The sequence below is a fragment of the Streptosporangium becharense genome (assembly GCF_014204985.1).
GTDB classification, from domain to species: domain Bacteria; phylum Actinomycetota; class Actinomycetes; order Streptosporangiales; family Streptosporangiaceae; genus Streptosporangium; species Streptosporangium becharense.
In genome coordinates this window covers 5145202-5164500 of sequence record NZ_JACHMP010000001.1, presented here as the reverse complement: position 1 = coordinate 5164500, position 19299 = coordinate 5145202, and the positions used below count along the sequence as shown (strand labels likewise).

The following is a 19299-nucleotide window of genomic DNA, read 5'->3' as shown; positions in this document are numbered from 1 at the left end:
TTGGTCCGGCGGCAGGCGGACGGGCCGGGTGAACGGCCGGACGCTAGTCCGACGGCAGGTGGACGGTCAGCCACTCGACGAGCGGGGTGAGGTCGCGCCAGACCGTGCGGACACGGTCGAGGACCTCGGGGGTGTGCACCCACGGCTCGGGCTCGAAGCGACATCCGGCGTGCAGGGAACGGTGCCGAAGCAGGTCGAGGCGGGGGTGATCCTCCGGGACACCCCTGGGGCGGGTCTTGAGGCGGTCGCCCTCGACGGTGTAACCGGCCGCGCGGACCTCGGCCACGATCTTCTCCAGCGGGACGCCGCTGATCTCCTCGTCGACCGCCGCGCGGTAGCGGGCCAGCCGGTCGCCCTGCGCGGCGTACAGGCCCGCGCCGACGTGGATCCCGGCGGCGTCGAGTTGCACGTAGTAGCCGACGGCCTCGGCGGTGGCGGCGTAGGCGCCCTGGTGGGTCTTGTAGGGGGACTTGTCCCTGGCGAAGCGCACGTCGCGGTGCGGCCGGAACAGGTGCACCGGCCCGAACTCGCCGGCCAGTTCCTCCCCCAGCGCGGCCATGGGGTCCTTCACGGCACGGTCGTAGACGTCACGGTGGCGTGCCCAGTAGGTCTTGGAGTTGTCGGCCTCAAGACCCTCGTAGAAGAGGAACGCCTCGTCGGGGAAACCGCTGAAGCTCATGGCCCCATCGTGCCACCGGTTTCGGGCGTCCGCCGTCTCCGCGCCACCTGCCGGCCGCGTCGTAGTACCTTCGTCCCGGCCGGAGCCGTCCGCCCCCGTACATCTCCGACAGCGTCACGAACGTGTAGCCCCTGGTGGTGAGCCGTCTCAGCAGCCGGGGCACGGCCCAGACGGTGGAGGGGTGGATGTCGTGCAGCAGGACGACGGCGCCGGGCCGGATGCCGGTGGCGCGCCGGACCACGGCCGAGGCCCGGCGGTCACGCCAGTCGAGCGTGTCGACGTTCCACAGGACCTGCGCGAGCCCCTGGCGCCGGCTCTCGGCGGCGACCCGGTGGCCGGTGGCGCCGTAGGGCGGGCGGACGAGGGCCATCCTGACCCCGGTCGCGTGCTCGACGGCGAGCTGGGTGCGCCGGAGCTGCCGGCGGATCCCGGGTTTGGGCAAGTCGGAGAGGATCGGGTGGTCCCACGAGTGGTTTCCCAGCTCGTGGCCGTCGGCCACCATCCGGCGCACGGTGCCGGTGCCGTCCCCGGCCACTCGCCGGCCCAGCACGAAGAAGGTCGCCCTGGCCCGGTGCCTGGCGAGCACGTCGAGCAGGGGACGGGTGTAGGGTCCGGGGCCGTCGTCGAAGGTCAACGCCACGCACTTGACCCTGCGGCAGTCCGTCCGGCGGACCGGAGGCGGGACGGGCAGGGGGCCGCCCGGCCGGGACGACCATCCGGCGCCGGCCTCCCCGGGGCCCGCACCCGGATGACGGCGATCCGTGCCCGTGGAGCGGTCCGCCTTCGACGGACGGTCCCCCTGCGCAGGGCGGTCCGCCGGGGAGAGCGGGGCGGCGCATCCGGCGGCCACCAGCAGTGACACCACCACAACGATCCACAACCGCATGCCCACCCCCGGCCGGCGGTGCGAGGACGGCGGGCAGCGCCCCCGTCGCGCACCCGCAAGATCATGGCCGGTCCTCTGCCAAGGATGGGACATCGGCCACCGGTTCCGGGCAACCGACACGCCACCCGGACGGCGCGTCCCACACGGCTGCCGGCGGACCGGGGCAGGGGGCCGGGAGGGGACCGCCGGCGGTTGGAGCCGGGAAGCGGGAGGCGCCCGTCAGCGGTCGGAGCCGGGAAGCGACTGTTCCGGCGGGCCGGAAACGTGCCCGCCGCCCGCGACGGCCGCGGATCACGGCAGGCAGGAGCCGGACCGGCCGGGTGGGATCAGGCGACCTGCGACTGCCTGGGCACGGACAGGCCGGACTCGCCGCGGGCGTAACCGGCCTCCTCGCGGGCGTAGTCGGCGAGCATGGTGCGCAGCTGGCGCCGGCCGCGGTGCAGGCGGGACATGACGGTGCCGATGGGGGTGCCCATCCGCTCGGCGATCTCCTTGTATGCGAAGCCCTCCACGTCCGCCAGGTAGACGGCCACGCGGAAGTCCTCGGGGAGGGCACGCAGGGCGTTCATCACCGCGCTGTCGGGCAGCTGCTCCAGGGCCTCGGTCTCGGCGGACTTCAGGCCGCTGGACGTGTGGGACTCGGCGGCGGCGAGCTGCCAGTCCTCGATCTCCTCGGTGGCCGAGAGCTTCGGCGAGCGCTGCTTCTTGCGGTAGTCGTTGATGAAGTTGTTGGTCAGGATGCGGTGGAGCCACGCCTTGAGGTTCGTGCCCTCGCGGAACTGGTGGTAGGAGGTGAACGCCTTGGTCACGGTCTCCTGGACCAGGTCCTCGGCGTCGGCGGAGTTACGGGTCAGACGCATCGCGGACGCGTAGAGCTGACTCGTCACCGGCACGACGTCGCGCTCGAACCAGTCTTGACGCTGCTCATCCGTCATCGTGATCATTTGATCCCCCTCGTGCTCATCCCCCCACTGCCACCCGTTACGGGCGCAATGCACCCTTCCCGGCGGCGTACCACATGATCGCAGTCACCCCGTAAGGGTGTCGTTAAGACCTCTAGCTGCTCAGGGGATTCTTCGATGGCTGTGTCATGGGCGGTTGCGACACGCTCCACAGCCGAACAAGTCTCGATATCGTAACACTGTTTGACTGGATTGCCATGACTTGTGGCTATAATCACATAGCCCCTGGTAGTACTAGCTTTAGGGGCATGAACCATGTGGACAGGCATGACCCCGAGACCCGCCGCTGGGTGACCGAAGCCATCCGGCGCGTCGAGGCCGACGCTCACAGAAGCTGCGACACGCATCTCCATGTCTTCCCGCTTCCCACCCGTTGGGGGCTAAACCTTTACCTGAAAGACGAGTCGGTCCACCCCACCGGTTCACTCAAGCACCGCCTGGCCCGCTCGCTCTTCCTGTACGGCCTCGCCGGCGGCTGGATCGGCCCCTCCACCACGGTCGTGGAGGCCTCCAGCGGCTCGACCGCGGTGAGCGAGGCGTACTTCGCCCGGCTGATCGGCCTGCCCTTCATCGCGGTGATGCCCGCCTCGACCTCGCCCGAGAAGATCTCGCTGATCGAGTTCTACGGCGGCAAGTGCCACCTCGTGGACGACCCGGGAGCGATCTACGAGGAGTCCCGGCGGCTCGCCGCGGAGACCGGCGGCCACTTCATGGACCAGTTCACCTACGCCGAGCGGGCCACCGACTGGCGGGGCAACAACAACATCGCCGAGAGCATCTTCACCCAAATGCAGCTGGAACCCCACCCCGAGCCCTCCTGGATCGTGGTCGGCGCGGGCACCGGCGGCACCTCCTCCACCATCGGCCGATACATCCGCTACCGCCGCCACCTCACCCGGCTGGCCGTGGTCGACCCGGAGGGTTCGGCCTTCTACCCCTCCTGGTGCTCCGGCGACGACACCGTCACCGCCCCGGGCTCCCGCATCGAGGGCATCGGCCGGCCACGGGTCGAACCGTCCTTCATGCCCGCCGTGATCGACCGCATGATCCAGGTGCCCGACGCCCGCTCCATCGCGGCCATGCGCTGGGTCCGCGAGGTCACCGGCCGCGACGTGGGCGGCTCCACCGGCACCAACGTGGCGGCGGCCGTGGACATCCTGCGGGAGATGCGCGCCGCGGGTGAGCGCGGCAGCGTCGTCACGCTGATCTGCGACGGCGGCGAACGCTACCGGGGCAGCTACGACGACGACGCCTGGCTGGCCGAGCGCGGCCTGGACATCACCCCCCATCTGGACGACCTGCGGGCCTTCCTGTCCGAGGGATGAGCAGGAAGCGTGCCCCGGCCGCGCGTTCCACGGCGGCCCGGCTGTAGAACAGCGGGAAGTACTCCCCCCGCTGCCAGCGCGGCGCCAGGTCGCGGTAGTGCGGGCTGCGCGGGTCACCCGACTGGCCTGGCGCGTTGACGGCGATCGACCGGTCCCAGTCGCCGACGTCGAGCACCATCTTGAAGGTGGGACCCGACAGCGGGACGTAACCACCGGGCAGGTAGTTGGACGCCTCCACGGTGTGCCAGGAACCGCCCCGTGGGAAGGGGCCGACGTCCTGGCCGGTCGGGTGGGCGAACGTGACCTGCTGGACGTCCCCCCACCGCCAGCCGGCGGGGTCCGGGCCGAGCCGGGCGCTCAGCTCGTCGTAGGCGGCGGCGAGCGAGGTGCGGACGATCCGGTCCCGCACGGCCGCTCCCCCGGCGCCGAACCACCGCTGCGGGTCCTCCATCGCCGAGAGCAGCAGCAGCGGGTCGTGGACGAGGATCTGCCGGGCCACCTCCCCGGGCAGCACCTCACGGGCGAAGGCCGGTTGCAGGTGGCCGGTGAACCACGTCTCGAACAGGGCCGCCCTCGGTGAGTCCGCCGCGGTGACCCCGTCGTATGTGCGGAGCAGGTCGAGTGCCCGCGCCGCGGACGGCTCGGTGGCCTCGATCCCGGCGAGCAGCCGCACCAGCCGCCGGGCCGGGATGGAGACCTTGTCGCTCTGCAGCGCCGCCGAGTCGGCGGGCGAGGTCCGGGGCCGGGAGGTGAGCGCCTCGACGATGCGCTCGTGCCGGTACGGCGACGCCCAGGAGTCGAAGCCGACCTTCAGCGGGTGGTCCTCGGGCATGTTGAACTCGTTGGCGGAGGCGACGATCCCACTCGCGGGGTTGTACGAACGGGGCAGCCCGGCCCCGTCGTGGAAGCCGTCCCACTCGTAGCGGCCGTCACCCGGCACCGGAAGCAGCCCGTCGTAGCCGGTCCGCCGGGGCATCATGCCACCGGGGACCCAGCCGATGCCGCCCCGGACGTCGGCGTAGATCTGGTTCTCCGGCGGGCCGCCCCAGGTGCGCATCGCCGCGGTGAACTCGCCCCAGGTGCGCGCGCGCATGTATTTCATGCTGCCGAAGTACGGGGTCGTGCCCGGCTCCAGCCAGGTCGTGCGGAGCGCGTAGGCGAGGTTCCGCTCCCGATCGACCTTGATCACCGGACCGTGCCGGGTGAACGACAGCTCGACGGGCCGCGACGGCCCGCCGGCCACCGGCACGTCCTCGGTGACGGTGCGGAAACGCTCCCAGCCCCGGCCGTACCGGTAGCGTCCGGGGTCACCGGGGTCGAGCCGGTAGACGTAGAGGTCCTCCTGGTCGACGCCGAAGATGGTCAGCCCGAACGCCACCGTGCCGTTGTGCCCGATGGAGATCCCGGGCAGCGCGGGCTCCCCCGCCCCGATGACGTCGAGGCCGGGTGCCGAAAGGTGGGTGACGTACCGCAGCGAGGGGGCCTTCATCACCCGGTGCGGGTCGCCGGCCAGGATCGGGCGTCCCGTGGTCGTGCGCGACGGGGCGACGGCCCAGGCGTTGCTGCCCTCGGTGAGGGCGGGACCGGGCGGGTCGGCCGTGACCTGGATCCGGCCGTCGCGGAAGGCGACGCTCTGGGTGCCGAGGTGGTAGGTCCTCAGCACGTCCGGCGGCAGCGCGCACGGGTCGAGCCCGTCGGGCACCGTGGTCCGCCACTCGGGCTGGAGCCTGCGCATGAGCGGGTCCATGCCGATGCCGCCCGCGCAGACGGCACGGGCCCGGTCGACCTCCGAGGTGAGGTTCACCGCCAGGCTGTGACTGCGGATCCGCACCACGTCCTCGGGGGCCCAGCGCGCGGGGGCGTACCCCAGCTCGCGGAACTCCGGTGGTGTCGCCCGCGGGTCGCGCGCCAGCCAGTCGACGTAGGCGTTGATCCCCTCGGCGAACCGTGTCGCGGCCTCCTTCGCGCCGGGCCCGTAGCTCTCCCACTCCCGTTCCATGTCGCCGCGGTAGAGGAAGAGCCTGGCCGCCCGGTCCTGTTCCAGGTAGGCGGGGCCGAGCACCTCGGACAGGAGCCCGAGGCCGCGGCGGCGTCCCAGGTCGATCTGGAACAGCCGGTCCCGGGCGGCGTTGAACCCCTGCGCCAGGTACAGGTCGGCGGTGCTCTCGGCGTAGATGTGCGGCACGCCCCACCGGTCCACCACCATCCGGACCGGCTTGCGGAGGCCCGCCACCGGCAGGACCGCGGTCTGCGGTGCCCCGGCGCGCGGCGCCTCCCCCGGCTCCGGCGACCCGGTACGCGGCGCCGCCCCCGCGCTCACCGGTCCTGCCGTGTCCGCAATCGCCTGCGGTAGCAGGACGGCGCCCACCGCGCCGCAGACGACCAGCAGTGTGGCCGCCCTCCTCCGTCGCCGCATGTCACTCCTTCCGCCGGATGCCCTCACCGCGACTGTGACGCGGCGATCGGCGTCCGTCAGCCCTTGCCCACCCCCCTGGTGACCCCTTCCGGTTCTCCCGCGGCGGACGGTGTTGACGAAAGTCAACGGCTGCCGGCGACGATCGGTGATCGTTCCCACTCCCCGGTGGGTCTACGGTCGGAGATGACAGACAAGGAACCGATCGATGACCGAAGAGTGGATGAAGAGTGAACGAAGCGCTGAACATCGATGACGTCCCCGACGTGAGCGCCGAGTGGTACCGCGACGTCACGGAGTTCGCCCATGACACGCCGTCCTGGTCACATGGGCTGGCGGAGCTCGGCACGGAGGCCGTCATCGTGCTGTTCGCGGCCCTGCTGGTGTGGGCGTGGTGGCGGGCCAGGGGGCAGAGCGGGCGGGCGATGGCGGCGGCGGTCGTCGGGCCCGTGGCCGTGGTGGCCGTCTACCTCTTCAGCGAGACGCTCAAGAACATCGTCCAGGAGGAGCGGCCCTGCCGCGCGGTGCCGGGTGTCACCGCCCTCGCCCCGTGCCCCGAGTACGGGGACTGGTCCTTCCCCAGCAACCACTCCGTGCTCGCCGCGGGGGCGGCGGCCGTACTCGCCCTGGCCTGGCGCAGGGCCATGATCCCGCTGGTCGTGCTGGCCGCGCTGGCCGCCTTCTCCCGGGTCTACCTCGGCGTCCACTACCCGCACGACGTCGCGGCGGGTTTCCTGCTGGGCGTGGTCGTGACACCGGTGCTGGTGCTGCTGCTGGCACCCCCGCTCGCGCCACTGGTGGACCGCCTGCGCGGCCAGTCCCTGGGACGCGCGCTGCTGGGCGGCGCCGGAACGGTCAACCCCGACGCGGGCTGGGATCGGGACCCGCGAGCCCGGCCTCATGGGCGCTGACCGCCGCCTGCACCCGGTCGCGTACGTCCAGGCGGCCCAGGATCGTGCTGACGTAGGTCTTGACGCCGCCCTCGGCCGGGTGGGGACGCCGGGCGATCTCCGCGTTGGAGAGCCCGGCGCCCACCCGGTGACCGGGTCCCGGCGGGTCAGGCCGCCTTGGCCGGGTCGACCTCGAAGATCTTGGCCACGTCGTCCAGGATGGCGTGGGCACCCTGGAGGCCGACGGCGCTGATCCAGGTGGTGTCGGAGACCTCGTGCTTGGTGCCCTTGAGCTTGCCCCACAGCGGGTTGGCCTCGAACTTCTCCTTGACCGGGGCCACCGCCGGGTCCAGGTAGGCGGTGACGAAGATGTGGTCGGCGTCGAGCTGCGCGATGTTCTCCTGGCTGATCGGCACCATGATCGTGTCAGTGACGGTCGGCTGGTCCTTGGGACGCGGGAAACCGGCGTCCTTCAGCACCAGGCCGACGTAGGAGTTCTCCACGTACAGGCGGACGGTCGGCTCGCCGGCGAACCGGACGACGGAGATCGTGGGCAGCTCGCCGTCCTTGGCCTTGATGGACTCGCCGATCTTGGCGGCGCGTTCCTGGTAGGCGGTGATCCGCTGCTCGGCCAGGTCCTCCTTGCCCAGGGCCTTGCCCATGAGCCTGAGGTTCTCCTTCCACAGGCCGCCGGTGGTCTCGCTGAACACCGTCGGCGCGATCTGGGACAGCTTGTCGTACAGGGCCTCGTGACGGACCTTGGCCGAGACGATCAGGTCGGGCTTGAGCGCGACGATCCGCTCCAGGCTGGGCTGCTCCAGCGTGCCGACCGAGGTGGCCTGCTTGGCCTGGTCGAGGACCGGCGCCAGGTAGTCGGGGAGCTTCTCCTCGATCGCCCGGTAGGTGGTGTAGCCGACGACCTCGGTGTCCAGCGTCAGCACCGCGTCGACGAAGCTCTGGTCGAGGGCCACGACCCGCTTGGGCTGGGCGGGGATCTCGGTCTCCCCCATGGCGTGCTTGACCGTGCGGGGGTAGGCGGTGCCGGCCGCCCCCGGAGCCGCGGACGCGCCGGTCGATCCGGCGGGTTCCGCGGTGGTTCCCGAGGTGCTCGACCCGCAGGCCGCGAGCCCGACGGACAGCACGGCTCCCACCGCGCCCAGGGTGAGGGAACGCCACGCTCTCATCTGATGAAACTCCTCGGTAAAGATAAGGACGACCTTATTTAGGTTATCCATACCTAAGCTGGCATACTCGTACCGGATCAGGCAAATATCGGGAGGTCGGGTGCTCAACACGGCGGCCATGGCACGGCCCGCCCCCTCCGGGGCCGTCCGGGCGGTCCACCGCCGGCGGCTGCTCGTCCTCGGCGGCCTCTGCGCGGCGCTGGCCGTCGCGACCGTGCTGAGTATCACGGTGGGTGCGAAGCCCGTCCCGCTCGGCGACGTCTGGCACGCCCTCACCGGGCCGACCGGCACCGAGAACGACATCGTCGTCCGCTCGCTGCGCCTGCCCCGGACCGCCATCGGCGTGCTGGCCGGGGTGGCGCTCGGCGTCGCCGGTGCCCTCATGCAGGGCCACACCCGCAACCCGCTCGCCGACCCGGGCCTGCTCGGTGTCACCCACGGCGCGGCGTTCGCGATGGTCTTCAGCGTCATGGTGCTCGGTGTGGGCAGCCTGTACGGCTACATCTGGTTCGGTCTGGCCGGTGCCCTGGTCGCCAGCGTGGGCGTGTTCGCCCTCGGCATGGCCGGCGGTGGCGGCGGGCCCACCCCGGTGACGCTGGCCCTGGCCGGCACCGCCGTCAGCTCCCTGCTGTACGCGCTCACCTCGGCGCTGGTCCTCATGAACGAGCAGGCCATGGACGTCTTCCGGTTCTGGCAGGCGGGGTCGATCGCGGCCCGGGGCGGGGACGTCGCCTGGCAGGTGCTCCCCTTCATCGCCGTGGGCCTGGTCCTGGCGCTGGTCAACGCACCCGGCCTGAACACGCTCTCGCTGGGCGAGGACGTCGCCCGTGCCCTCGGCCAGAACATCACGCTGACCCGGACCGTGGGCGTCACCGCGATCACGCTGCTCAGCGGCGCCTCGGTGGCGGCCTGCGGCGCGCTGGCCTTCCTCGGCCTGATCGTCCCGCACCTGACCCGTCCGCTGTCGGGCCCCGACCACCGCTGGCTGCTGCCGTACTCGGGCCTGGCCGGCGCCGTCGCGCTGCTGCTGGCCGACGTGATCGGCCGGGTCGTCGCCCGTCCCGGCGAACTGGAGGTCGGTGTCGTGCTCGCCCTCGTCGGCGCGCCGTTCTTCGTCGCGCTGGTCCGGCGCAGGAAGCCGGTGCGGCTGTGAGCCCCGTGGGCGGCGCCGGTACGGTGCCGGAGACCGGCGCGCGGGAGACCGGTGCGACAGCGCGGCCCGACGGCCTCCCGCTGCGGGCCGGACCGGTCTCGTGGCTGCTCCGGCTGCGCTCCGCCGTGGTCGCCGCGGTCCTGCTGGCCGGCACGGTGCTGCTGATGGCGCTCACCATGCGCCTGGGCGACATCCCGATGAGCGTGGCGCAGGTCTTCGGGGCGGTCGTCGGCGACGGCCCGGACCACTTCGTCGTCATGGAGTTGCGGCTCCCCCGGGCGCTGACCGGCGCCCTGGTCGGCGCGGCGCTCGCCCTGTCCGGCGCGATCACCCAGGCCGTCGCCCGCAACCCGCTGGCCAGCCCGGACATCCTCGGTGTCACCACCGGGGCCAGCGTGACCGTGGTCGCGGTCATCGTCGCGGCCGGGAGCACTTGGGGTGGGGCCAGCGGCGCTCTCGCGCAGGTGGGCGTCCCCGTCGCCGCCCTGGGCGGCGGCCTGGCCGGCGCGCTGGCGGTGTACCTGCTGTCCTGGCGCCGCGGCCTGGACGGCTACCGGCTGGTCCTGGTCGGCATCGGGGTCTCGGCCGTGTGCACCAACGTCAAGTACTGGCTGCTGACCATCGGCGACGTCAACGACTCCAGCCGGGCCATGGTCTGGATCAGCGGCTCGCTGAACGGCCGCGGCTGGGAGCACGTCGTCCCGGTGGGGCTGGCGCTCGCCCTGCTCATCCCGCTCACTCTGCTCGGCACCCGCTCGCTCGGCGCGCTGCGTTTCAGCGACGAGACCGTGACCGGCCTGGGGGTGCGGATGAACCTCGCCCGCGGCCTGATGCTCCTGGCCGCCGTCCTGCTCGCCGCGACCGCGACGGCCTCGGCGGGGCCGATCACGTTCGTCGCGCTCGCCGCACCGCAGATCGCACTGCGCCTGGCGGGGACGGCGCAGCCGCCGCTGCTCGTCTCGGCGCTCGTGGGCGCCGCCCTGACCACCGCCGCCGACCTCGTCGCCCGGACCGCGTTCAACCCCGTCGAACTGCCCGTCGGCGTGGTCACCGCCGTCCTCGGCGCCCCCTATCTGATCTACCTCCTCATCCGTGTACGCAGGAAGGCACGTTCGTGAGACTGCAAGCCGTTGACGTCAGACTCGGGTACGGCGACCGCCTCATCGTCGACGGCCTCGACCTCGGGATCGAGGCCGGCACGGTGACCACGATCATCGGTCCGAACGGGTGCGGCAAGTCCACCCTGCTCCGGGCCCTGGGACGGCTGCTCAAGCCGTCGGGCGGCGAGGTGCTGCTGGACGGCAAACGCATCGACAGGATGCCCACCAAGGAGGTGGCCAAGGTCTTGGGCGTGCTGCCGCAGGCACCGACGGCGCCGGAGGGGCTGACCGTGGCCGACCTGGTCGCCAGGGGACGGCACCCGCACCAGACCTGGTACCGGCAGTGGTCGTCCGACGACGAGTCGGCGGTCGGCGAGGCCCTCTCGATGACCGGTCTGCTCGACCTGGGCGATCGCCCCCTGGACGAGTTGTCCGGCGGGCAGCGCCAGCGGGCGTGGATCTCCATGGCCCTGGCTCAGGGCACCGACCTGCTGCTGCTCGACGAGCCGACGACCTTCCTCGACCTGGCCCACCAGATCGAGGTGCTGGAGCTGGTCCGCCGGCTCCACGGCGAGCTGGGCCGCACCGTGGTGATGGTCCTGCACGACCTGAACCTCGCCGCCCGCTACACCGACCGTCTGGTGGCGATGCGCGCGGGAAGGGTGGTGGCCGCGGGGCCCCCGTCCGAGGTCCTCACCGAGGCCCTGCTGGCGGAGGTCTTCGAGCTGGACGCCAAGGTCATCGAGGACCCGGTGGCGGGCACCCCGCTGGTCGTCCCCATCGGCACCCGGGGGCACGCCCCGCACTGACCCGCCCGTCCCGGCCCGGCCCGCACGCCCCGGCTCACACTGACCCGCACGCCCCGGCCAGGCCCGCCCCGCACGCCTCGCGCTGACCCCGGCCCCGCCTGCGCCGCGCGTCCTGCGCCGGCCCCGGCCCGCGCCGCCCGATTCGGCGGGCGGCGCGGGGACGAGATGGGCCGACGGGCCGACGCAGGGCCGCTCAGTCTCCGAGGAGCGCGTCGACGAAGACCTCGGGGTCGAACGGGGCCAGGTCGTCCGGGCCCTCACCGAGGCCGACGAGCTTGACCGGGACGCCCAGCTCCCGCTGGACCGAGATGATGATGCCACCCTTGGCGGTGCCGTCGAGCTTGGTCAGCGCGATACCGGTGATGTTGACGACCTCGGCGAACACCTGGGCCTGGCGCATGCCGTTCTGGCCCGTGGTGGCGTCGAGCACGAGCAGGACCTCGTCGACCGTGGCCCGCTTCTCGACGACGCGCTTGACCTTGCCGAGCTCATCCATCAGGCCGGTCTTGGTGTGCAGCCGCCCCGCGGTGTCGATGATCACCACGTCGGCCTTCTCCTCCGTGCCCTCGGCGACGGCGTCGAAGGCGACCGAGGCGGGGTCGCCGCCCTCGGGGCCCCGCACGACCTGCGCTCCGACCCGGTCTCCCCACGTCTGGAGCTGGTCGGCGGCGGCGGCGCGGAAGGTGTCGGCCGCGCCGAGCACCACCTTGTTCCCGTCGCCGATGAGGACGCGGGCCAGCTTGCCGGTGGTGGTGGTCTTGCCGGTGCCGTTGACACCGACCACGAGGACCACCGCCGGACGCTCGCCGTGCGGCTTGACGTGCAGGGTCCGGTCCATGTCGGCGCCGATCTGGGTGAGCAGTTCCTCCTTGAGGAGCGCGCGCGCCTCCTCGGGGGTCCGGCTGCCCAGCACCTTGACCCGGGTGCGCAGTTCCTCGACCATCGCCCTGGTCGGCCCGACGCCCACGTCGGCGGTGATCAGGGTCTCCTCGATCTCGTCCCAGGTCTCGTCGTCGAGACGGTCACGGGAGAGCAGCTCCAGGAGCCCCCGGCCGAGGGTGCTCTGCGACCGGGCCAGCCGGGCACGCAGCCGCACCATCCGGCCCGCGGACGGCGGCGGAACCTCGACCTCCGGGACGACCACCGCCGGTTCGACCGGCCGGGCCGGAGGCGGGACGGTGGTCGTCGCCTCGTCGTCCCGGACCGCGCCCCGGGACGGCGTCTGCCCCTGCTCGGGGAGCGTCGGCGTCTTGGGCGGCGCCACCGGCGGCGGCGCGCTCTTGCCACCCCCCCTGAACAGCAGGAACATGCCGCCCACCGTCAGCAGGGCGATGGCGGCGATGATCACGATTATGCCGAGATAGGCTTCCACAAGACCACAGTTTTCCAGACGGCCCGGGATGCTCCGACACCCTGGGGTCAGACCGCCTCGTGTTCGCGCAGTCGCTGGCTGATCACCTGGCTCACGCCGTCGCCCCGCATCGACACCCCGTAGAGGGCGTCGGCGATCTCCATCGTGCGCTTCTGGTGGGTGATGACGATGAGCTGCGAGGTCTCCCGCAGTTCCTCGAAGAGGGTCAGCAGGCGCTGGGTGTTGGTGTCGTCGAGCGCGGCCTCGACCTCGTCCATCACGTAGAACGGCGACGGCCGCGCCTTGAAGATGGCGACCAGGAACGCCACGGCGGTCAGCGACCGCTCGCCACCGGACAGCAGCGACAGCCGCTTGACCTTCTTGCCGGGTGGCCGGGCCTCGACCTCGACGCCGGTGGTGAGCATGTCCTCCGGATCGGTGAGCAGCAGCCTGCCCTCACCGCCGGGGAAGACCCGCGAGAAGATCGTCTCGAACTCGCGGGCCACGTCCTGGAAGGCGGCGCCGAAGACCTGCTCGACCCGATCGTCGACCTCCTTGACCACCAGCAGCAGGTCGCGGCGGGTCTTCTTGAGGTCCTCCAGCTGCGAGGTGAGGAACGCGTGCCGCTCCTCCAGCGCCGCGAACTCCTCCAGCGCGAGCGGGTTGACCTTGCCGAGCTGCGCCATCTGGCGGTCGGCCGCCCTGGCCCGTTTCAGCTGCTCCTCGCGGTCGTAGGGCACCGGCTCGCCGTCGCCCACGAGGACCGGCTGGTCCGGGCCGTACTCGGCGACGAGGGTCGCCGGCTCGACGCCGTACTCCTCGACCGCGCGCGCCTCCAGTTGCTCCAGGCGCAGCCGCTGCTCGGTACGGGCCACCTCACTGCCGTGTGCCCGGTTGACCAGCTTGTCCAGCTCGCCGGAGAGCTCACGGACGCGGAGCCGGACGGCCCTGAGCGAGGCGTCGATCTGCCCGCGTGCCCGCTCGGCCTCGTCGCGTTCCCCGGCCGCGGCGGACAGCGAGGTCTCCAGCACGCGCAGCGCCCGTTCGGCGCCCCGGACGACGGCCTGCGCGGTACGGGCCTGCCGACGCCGGCGCTCCCGCAGCTCGGCGGCCCTGGCCCGCTCCTCGCGCTCCCGCTCGGCCGCGCGCAGCAGTTCCTCGACCCTGCCCGCGATGCCCTTGACCCGCTCCTCGGCCGTCCGCACCGCCAGCCGCGCCTCCATCTCGGTCTGCCGGGCCACCGCGCAGATCTCGGCGAGCTCGTCCCGGATCTCGGTGGTGGGCTCGCCGTCCGGCTCCTCGGCGCCGACGGCGGCGGCCAGCCGCTCCTCCAGCTCGGCCAGCCCAGCCGCCTCGCGGTCACGCGCCTCCTGCGCGGCCCGCACGCCCCCGGCCAGACGCTCGCACTCGCCACGGGCGGCCTCGGCGGCGGCGCCGAGCTGTGCCAGGCGCCTGGCCGCCGCGGCGGTCCGCTGGTCCGCGTCGCGCTGCCTGGCCCTGACCTGGTCCAGCGCCGCCTGTGCCGCGTTGACCCCGGCCTGGGCGGTCTGCACACCCGTCTGCGCCTCGGCCACCCGGGCCTGGGCGGCCTCGACGGCGAACTGAGCCTCCCCCTCGGCCTCGGCGGCCTCCTCCAGTGCCACGGCGGTGCCCTCGGCGGCGACCCGGGCGGCGGCGAGGTCGGCGGACGCCTCGTCCAGCGCGGCCCGCACCTGAAGGGCGGAGGTGCCGCCGGCCGAGCCGCCCTGCGCGGCGTGGGTGCCGAGCAGGTCACCGTCGCGGGTGACGGCCCGCAGCCCGGGGTACTGCTCGACGGCCTTGCGCGCGGTGCCCAGGTCGTCGACGACCAGCACCCCGGCCAGCAGGTGGGCGAGGGTGGACCGCAGCTCGGCGGGGACGGTGACCAGGTCGGCCGCCCACTCGGCGCCGGCCACGGGCACCGGGCCGGTCTCGGGGCCGTCCCCGCCCGTGGCGATGACCATGCCGGCCCGGCCTCCGCCGGTGCTCCTGAGGAACTCGACGGCGTCGGCCGCGCTCCGCAGCGACTCGACGGCCACGGCCTCGGCCGCGGCGCCGAGCACCGCGGCGACGGCCACCTCGGCGCCGGGCCGCACCGAGAGCATGGTCGCCACCGGGCCGATCACCCCGGCCAGGTCGGCGGCGAGTAGGGCCGCGCCACCATCAGCACCCCTGGCCAGGCTCAGCTCCAGCGCCTCGTACCTGGCCTCCAGCGCCGCCACCTGGCGCTGCGCCTCCTGGTCGGCCCCGCGCGCGGCGGACAGGGCGGCCCGCGCCGCGCCGAGCGCGGCGTTCGGGCCGGAGACGGCCGCCTTGGCCTCCTCGACCCGGGCCCTGGCGTCGTCGACGGCCTGCCGGGCCTGCTCCACCGTCTCCAGGGCGATCTCCAGCTCCTCGGCGAGGGCGGGGTCGGCGGCGGGCTCGGCCAGTTCCTGGCTGTCGTGCTCGGCCTGGGCGGTCGCGGCGCGCTGCCCGGCCTCCTCCAGTGAGCGCCGCAGCCGCCCGATCTCCTCCTCGGCGGCCGTCACCCGGCTGCGTACGGCACCGACCTGGCCCCGGAGCCTGGCCAGCCCTTCGCGCCGGTCGGCCACGGCCCTGGCCTCGGCGGCCAGCCGCCGCTCCTCGGCGGCGAGTGCGGCCTCGGTCTCGGCGCGTCCGGCCACCGCGGCGGCGAGCGTCTCCTGTTCCCGGGCCAGCAGCTCGGCCAGGACCCGTTCCTGCTCGCGGACCTCCTCCGCCTCCCGCTCGAACTCCTCCGGGTCACGACCGCGGCGTTCCACCGCGGTGTCGGTGGCGTGCCGGTGCCGCTCGGCGGCGAGCCCGGCCAGGCCGCGCAGCCGCTCACGCAGCGACGACAGGCGGAAGAAGGTCTCCTGGGCGGCGGCCAGGCGGGGCTGGGCCTCGGCCTCGGCGGCCTCCAGCTCGGCCTCCGCCACCTGGCTCTGCTCCAGCTCGGCCTCCACCGCGGCGCGACGGGTGAGGACGGCCGCCTCGTCGGCCATCTCGCGCTCCAGGGTGGTGCGCAGGGTCAGCACGTCGTCGGCGAGCAGCCGGAGCCGGGCGTCGCGCAGGTCGGCCTGGATGACGGCGGCCCTGCGGGCGATCTCCGCCTGGCGGCCCAGCGGCTTGAGCTGGCGGCGCAGCTCGGTGGTGAGGTCCTGGACCCGGTTCATGTTGGCCTGCATGGCGTCGAGCTTCCGCAGCGCCTTCTCCTTGCGCTTGCGGTGCTTCAGGACGCCCGCGGCCTCCTCGATGAACGCCCGGCGCTCCTCGGGGCCGGCGTGCAGCACCTGGTCGAGCTGACCCTGCCCGACGATGACGTGCATCTCCCGGCCGATGCCGGAGTCGGACAGCAGCTCCTGGATGTCGAGCAGGCGGCAGGTGTCGCCGTTGATGGCGTACTCGCTCTGACCGGCCCGGAACATCAGACGGCTGATCGTGACCTCGGTGTAGTCGATCGGGAGCATGCCGTCGGAGTTGTCGATGGTCAAGGTGACCTCGGCCCGGCCCAGCGGGGCCCGCGAGGACGTCCCGGCGAAGATGACGTCCTCCATCTTGCCGCCGCGCAGCGACTTGGCGCTGTGCTCGCCCATCACCCACGCCAGGGCGTCGACCACGTTGGACTTGCCCGAACCGTTGGGGCCGACGACCGCGGTGATGCCCGGTTCGAAGCGGAGTGTGGTGGCCGAGGCGAAAGACTTGAACCCGCGCAGGGTGAGGGTCTTGAGATACAACGGAAAACCCCCATCCCCCGGTGTCCGCGCGCCGCGATCCCGGCGCCGCCGAACGTGGCGCGCCTGGTCAACCGGCGGCTCTGTTCACCGGGGAAGACTACCGTCCTTCACCGGTGCCCGCCGGTACACGGCCGGGATGCCCTCCGTGGATGCGGAACACGCTGAGAACACGGTGGGAACGGGGTTCGCGGACGCGGAACGCGACCGGAAAGGGGGGACGGCAGGAGGCGTCAGGAACGCGACCGGAAAAGGGGAACGGCAGGGGGGCGAGGAACGCGACGCGGGCGGATGCTCACCCGGCAGCAGGCCTTCCTCGCACGTCATGTGCGACAACGTCCGATATGACAAGGGACGCCCCGATGAGGCGTCCCTGGACAGTTGTTGCAGCCCCGGCCTCTAGGTGAGGGCCGGCTCGCGATCCTGCAGACCGAACGCCTCGTCGCGGACACTCGCCGCGAGCTCGTCGTTCTGGGCCTGGAGCCGGATGAGCTCCCCCTCCAGATCACGGATGCGCTGCTGGAGGCGACGCATTTCCGAGACCATCCGAGGGTCGGGACCGCCGACGTGGCCGAGTAGAGCCTTCGCCATGGTAAAGGGTCCTCCACGCTGAGTGACCAGACTGGTTCGCGCACTTCTTGCCGCGGGAGGGGTGCGCGTGGTTCTTATCAAGAGTCGCACCGGTGAAGGAGACGGTCAAGCTGAACGCTCCAGGTGGATGCACCAGTGGGCACTCTCGACGTCTAAATATACCTTATTTTGGGTGGTTTGTGGAAGTGGTCAGCGCTCCACAAAACCATGCACACTACCTTTGGCGTCGCTCCAGCGTTCGACGACGCCGTCCACCCTGCCGGGCGTGTCCCCACCCCGCAGGAGGGCCAGCAGCCGGGTGCACGACGCCCGCGGGCCCTCCGCGACGACCTCGACCCGTCCGTCGGTGGTGTTGCGGGCCCAGCCCACCAGACCGAGCTCCAGCGCCCGCGCTCGTGTCCACCAGCGGAAGCCCACCCCCTGCACCCGCCCCCGGACCCAGGCCGTCAGCCGCACATCCGTCGCATCCGTCACCTCTGCCTCGTCCGTCACGAGCTCGTCCTCCTCGGGCGGGGCTGGCAGCGGGGACAACTGTAGGAGGAACGGTTCATGAACGACTCCCGGACGATCGGGGTGCCGCAGCGCGGGCACGGCTCGTCACGCCTGCCGTACACCGCCAGGGAGCGGTCGAAGTAACCGCTCTCACCGTTGACGTTCACATACAGGCTGTCGAAGGACGTGCCGCCCTCGGCCAGCGCGGCGGACATCACCTCGCGGGCCCCGCCCAGCAGCCCGGCGATCTGCGGCCCGGTCAACGCCCCGGTGGGCCGGGAGCCGTGCAGCCCGGCCCGCCACAGCGCCTCGTCGGCGTAGATGTTGCCGACCCCACTGACCAGCGACTGGTCCAGCAGCGCCCGTTTGACCTCCGTCCGCCTCGCGCGCAGGCGGCGGGCGAAGGCTCCTTCGTCGAAGTGCTCCTCGAACGGGTCGGCCGCGATGTGCGCGATCGGCTCGGGCACCGCCCGGCCCGCCGCGTGGACCATGGACGTCACCAGCACGTGGCCGAACGTCCGCTGGTCGACGAAGCGCAGCTCGGGGCCGCCGTCGGTGAAGGCGATCCGCACGCGCAGATGTTTCTCGGGTGCCGTCCCGGGCTCCACCACCAGCAGCTGGCCGCTCATCCCGAGGTGGGCCAGGATCGCGTCGGAGCCGTCCAGCGGCAGCCAGAGATATTTGCCCCTGCGCTCGGCCGTGCCGATCGCGCGGCCCTTCAGCCTGGCGGTGAACTCCTCGGCCCCGGGGACGTGCCGCCGGATCGCCCGGGGGTGGAGCACCTCGGCGCGGGCGACGACCCGGCCGGAGACCCAGCGCTCCAGGCCGCGCCGTACGACCTCGACCTCGGGCAGCTCGGGCATGCACCCCTCCCCGTGAGCGTCGGCTTCTAGGGTGCCAGCTCGGCCTCGCGCCGTTCGCGGTCTTGGCGGATCCGGTTCCAGGCCGCCTCCGCGGCCTGCTGCTCGGCTTCCTTCTTCGAGCGGCCGGAACCCGCGCCGTACTGCTCCCCGCCGACGCGGACCGCCGCGGTGAAGGACTTGGCGTGGTCGGGGCCGCTCTCCGCGACGTGGTACTCGGGCACGCCGAGCGACTCGGACGCGGTGAGCTCCTGGAGCGAGGTCTTCCAGTCGAGCCCGGCCCCCAGCGAGGCCGACCGCGTGATGAGCCCGTCGAAGAGCAGGTGGACCACCCGGAACGCCTCGTCCAGGCCCTTGTCGACGTAGACGGCGCCGATGAGCGCCTCAAGGGTGTCGGCCAGGATCGAGGACTTGTCACGCCCGCCGGTGCCCTCCTCGCCCCTGCCGAGCCGCAGGAAGCGGCCCAGGCCCAGCGTGCGGGCCACGTCGGCCAGGGCCCGCATGTTGACCACCGCCGCCCTGAGCTTGGCCAGCTGCCCCTCGGGCAGGTCGGGGTGGTTGCGGTAGAGGGTGTCGGTGACGACGAGCCCCAGCACCGAGTCGCCGAGGAACTCCAGGCGCTCGTTGGTGGGCAGCCCGCCGTTCTCGTACGCGTAGGAACGATGGGTCAGCGCCCGCTCCAGGATGGCGGAGTCGATCCGCACCGACAGGAGGCGCTCAAGCTCACTCTGGACTGCCTCGACGGCGATCGGCTTCATGCTCGTGGCCACGGCTTCTCCTCGCACGCTCTCTCATGGAATGCGCGATGGCGAAGGTGGGGTATGACAAATGCCCGAAGACGTGGTGGGCGCCGGG

General features: G+C 72.6%; 16 protein-coding genes and 1 pseudogene. 5 read left to right on the top strand and 12 right to left on the bottom strand.

Features of this window, described 5'->3' with window-relative positions; genetic code table 11:
• Window positions 1-43 precede the first annotated feature (43 nt).
• The 3 genes from F4562_RS22730 to F4562_RS22720 form a co-directional block, all read right to left on the bottom strand.
• Entirely contained in the window at window positions 44-679 is a 636-nt protein-coding gene (locus F4562_RS22730; RefSeq protein ID WP_184545626.1) for a DUF2461 domain-containing protein, read from the bottom strand.
• Window positions 627-1565, bottom strand: coding sequence for a polysaccharide deacetylase family protein (locus F4562_RS22725; RefSeq protein WP_184545628.1), 939 nt, complete (start codon window positions 1563-1565; stop codon window positions 627-629). Before F4562_RS22725 ends, F4562_RS22730 begins: the two co-directional genes overlap by 53 nt.
• A gap of 326 nt (window positions 1566-1891) precedes the next feature.
• Window positions 1892-2509: a sigma-70 family RNA polymerase sigma factor gene (locus F4562_RS22720; RefSeq protein WP_184545630.1), complete on the bottom strand. Its 618-nt coding sequence runs from the start codon at window positions 2507-2509 to the stop codon at window positions 1892-1894.
• Window positions 2510-2775: 266 nt separating this feature from the next.
• On the opposite strand from F4562_RS22720, the gene F4562_RS22715 reads away from it, so the two are divergent.
• Window positions 2776-3852, top strand: a complete 1077-nt coding sequence (locus tag F4562_RS22715) for a PLP-dependent cysteine synthase family protein (protein ID WP_184545632.1) — start codon at window positions 2776-2778, stop codon at window positions 3850-3852.
• Here the strand turns inward: F4562_RS22715 and F4562_RS22710 are convergent.
• Entirely contained in the window at window positions 3806-6268 is a 2463-nt protein-coding gene (locus tag F4562_RS22710; protein ID WP_184545634.1) for a penicillin acylase family protein, read from the bottom strand. The genes F4562_RS22715 and F4562_RS22710 overlap by 47 nt on opposite strands.
• 227 nt (window positions 6269-6495) lie before the next feature.
• On the opposite strand from F4562_RS22710, the gene F4562_RS22705 reads away from it, so the two are divergent.
• On the top strand, window positions 6496-7176 hold the full coding sequence (locus F4562_RS22705; RefSeq protein WP_311734191.1) for a phosphatase PAP2 family protein: 681 nt from the start codon (window positions 6496-6498) through the stop codon (window positions 7174-7176).
• Here F4562_RS22705 and F4562_RS22700 read toward each other — a convergent pair.
• Together F4562_RS22700 and F4562_RS22695 are read right to left on the bottom strand one after the other, a co-directional pair.
• Window positions 7121-7300 (bottom strand): annotated as a pseudogene (locus F4562_RS22700) (response regulator transcription factor); the annotation flags it as partial. The gene F4562_RS22705 and the pseudogene F4562_RS22700 sit on opposite strands and share 56 nt — an antisense overlap.
• 22 nt (window positions 7301-7322) lie before the next feature.
• A complete protein-coding gene (locus F4562_RS22695) occupies window positions 7323-8339 on the bottom strand; it encodes an ABC transporter substrate-binding protein (protein WP_184545636.1) in 1017 nt (338 codons plus the stop codon).
• A gap of 118 nt (window positions 8340-8457) precedes the next feature.
• Here F4562_RS22695 and F4562_RS22690 point away from each other — a divergent pair, with 118 nt between their 5' ends.
• From F4562_RS22690 to F4562_RS22680, 3 genes are read left to right on the top strand one after another with little or no spacing between them, the layout of a single operon-like run.
• Complete coding sequence (locus tag F4562_RS22690) at window positions 8458-9492, top strand: FecCD family ABC transporter permease (RefSeq protein ID WP_184546000.1); 1035 nt, start codon at window positions 8458-8460, stop codon at window positions 9490-9492.
• On the top strand, window positions 9489-10610 hold the full coding sequence (locus F4562_RS22685) for a FecCD family ABC transporter permease (protein ID WP_311734193.1): 1122 nt from the start codon (window positions 9489-9491) through the stop codon (window positions 10608-10610). The genes F4562_RS22690 and F4562_RS22685 overlap by 4 nt, the downstream gene beginning before the upstream one ends.
• On the top strand, window positions 10607-11401 hold the full coding sequence (locus tag F4562_RS22680; RefSeq protein ID WP_184545638.1) for an ABC transporter ATP-binding protein: 795 nt from the start codon (window positions 10607-10609) through the stop codon (window positions 11399-11401). Before F4562_RS22685 ends, F4562_RS22680 begins: the two co-directional genes overlap by 4 nt.
• A 193-nt stretch (window positions 11402-11594) precedes the next feature.
• Here F4562_RS22680 and ftsY read toward each other — a convergent pair whose 3' ends face one another.
• The 6 genes from ftsY to rnc all read right to left on the bottom strand — a co-directional run bounded on the left by ftsY (window position 11595) and on the right by rnc (window position 19202).
• On the bottom strand, window positions 11595-12773 hold the full coding sequence (gene ftsY, locus F4562_RS22675) for a signal recognition particle-docking protein FtsY (RefSeq protein ID WP_184545640.1): 1179 nt from the start codon (window positions 12771-12773) through the stop codon (window positions 11595-11597).
• Between the two features lie 47 nt (window positions 12774-12820).
• Window positions 12821-16504, bottom strand: a complete 3684-nt coding sequence (gene smc / locus F4562_RS22670; RefSeq protein ID WP_184545642.1) for a chromosome segregation protein SMC — start codon at window positions 16502-16504, stop codon at window positions 12821-12823.
• Window positions 16505-16900: 396 nt separating this feature from the next.
• On the bottom strand, window positions 16901-17092 hold the full coding sequence (locus F4562_RS22665) for a hypothetical protein (protein WP_184545644.1): 192 nt from the start codon (window positions 17090-17092) through the stop codon (window positions 16901-16903).
• 189 nt (window positions 17093-17281) lie between these two features.
• Entirely contained in the window at window positions 17282-17548 is a 267-nt protein-coding gene (locus tag F4562_RS22660; RefSeq protein ID WP_311734205.1) for an acylphosphatase, read from the bottom strand.
• Window positions 17549-17580: 32 nt separating this feature from the next.
• Window positions 17581-18447 carry a bifunctional DNA-formamidopyrimidine glycosylase/DNA-(apurinic or apyrimidinic site) lyase gene (mutM, locus tag F4562_RS22655; protein WP_184545648.1) on the bottom strand — a complete coding sequence of 289 codons (867 nt, stop codon included), beginning with the start codon at window positions 18445-18447 and terminating at the stop codon, window positions 17581-17583.
• A gap of 26 nt (window positions 18448-18473) precedes the next feature.
• Window positions 18474-19202 carry a ribonuclease III gene (gene rnc, locus F4562_RS22650; RefSeq protein ID WP_184546004.1) on the bottom strand — a complete coding sequence of 243 codons (729 nt, stop codon included), beginning with the start codon at window positions 19200-19202 and terminating at the stop codon, window positions 18474-18476.
• Window positions 19203-19299 lie beyond the last annotated feature (97 nt).

Coding starts and splice junctions, on each gene's coding strand:
- F4562_RS22725 (WP_184545628.1), bottom strand. CDS start 1,565: ATGCGGTTGTGGATCGTTGTGGTGGTGTCACTGCTGGTGGCCGCCGGA.
- F4562_RS22665 (WP_184545644.1), bottom strand. CDS start 17,092: ATGGCGAAGGCTCTACTCGGCCACGTCGGCGGTCCCGACCCTCGGATG.
- F4562_RS22710 (WP_184545634.1), bottom strand. CDS start 6,268: ATGCGGCGACGGAGGAGGGCGGCCACACTGCTGGTCGTCTGCGGCGCG.
- rnc (WP_184546004.1), bottom strand. CDS start 19,202: ATGAAGCCGATCGCCGTCGAGGCAGTCCAGAGTGAGCTTGAGCGCCTC.
- F4562_RS22695 (WP_184545636.1), bottom strand. CDS start 8,339: ATGAGAGCGTGGCGTTCCCTCACCCTGGGCGCGGTGGGAGCCGTGCTG.
- F4562_RS22715 (WP_184545632.1), top strand. CDS start 2,776: ATGAACCATGTGGACAGGCATGACCCCGAGACCCGCCGCTGGGTGACC.
- F4562_RS22690 (WP_184546000.1), top strand. CDS start 8,458: ATGGCACGGCCCGCCCCCTCCGGGGCCGTCCGGGCGGTCCACCGCCGG.
- mutM (WP_184545648.1), bottom strand. CDS start 18,447: ATGCCCGAGCTGCCCGAGGTCGAGGTCGTACGGCGCGGCCTGGAGCGC.
- F4562_RS22720 (WP_184545630.1), bottom strand. CDS start 2,509: ATGATCACGATGACGGATGAGCAGCGTCAAGACTGGTTCGAGCGCGAC.
- F4562_RS22730 (WP_184545626.1), bottom strand. CDS start 679: ATGAGCTTCAGCGGTTTCCCCGACGAGGCGTTCCTCTTCTACGAGGGT.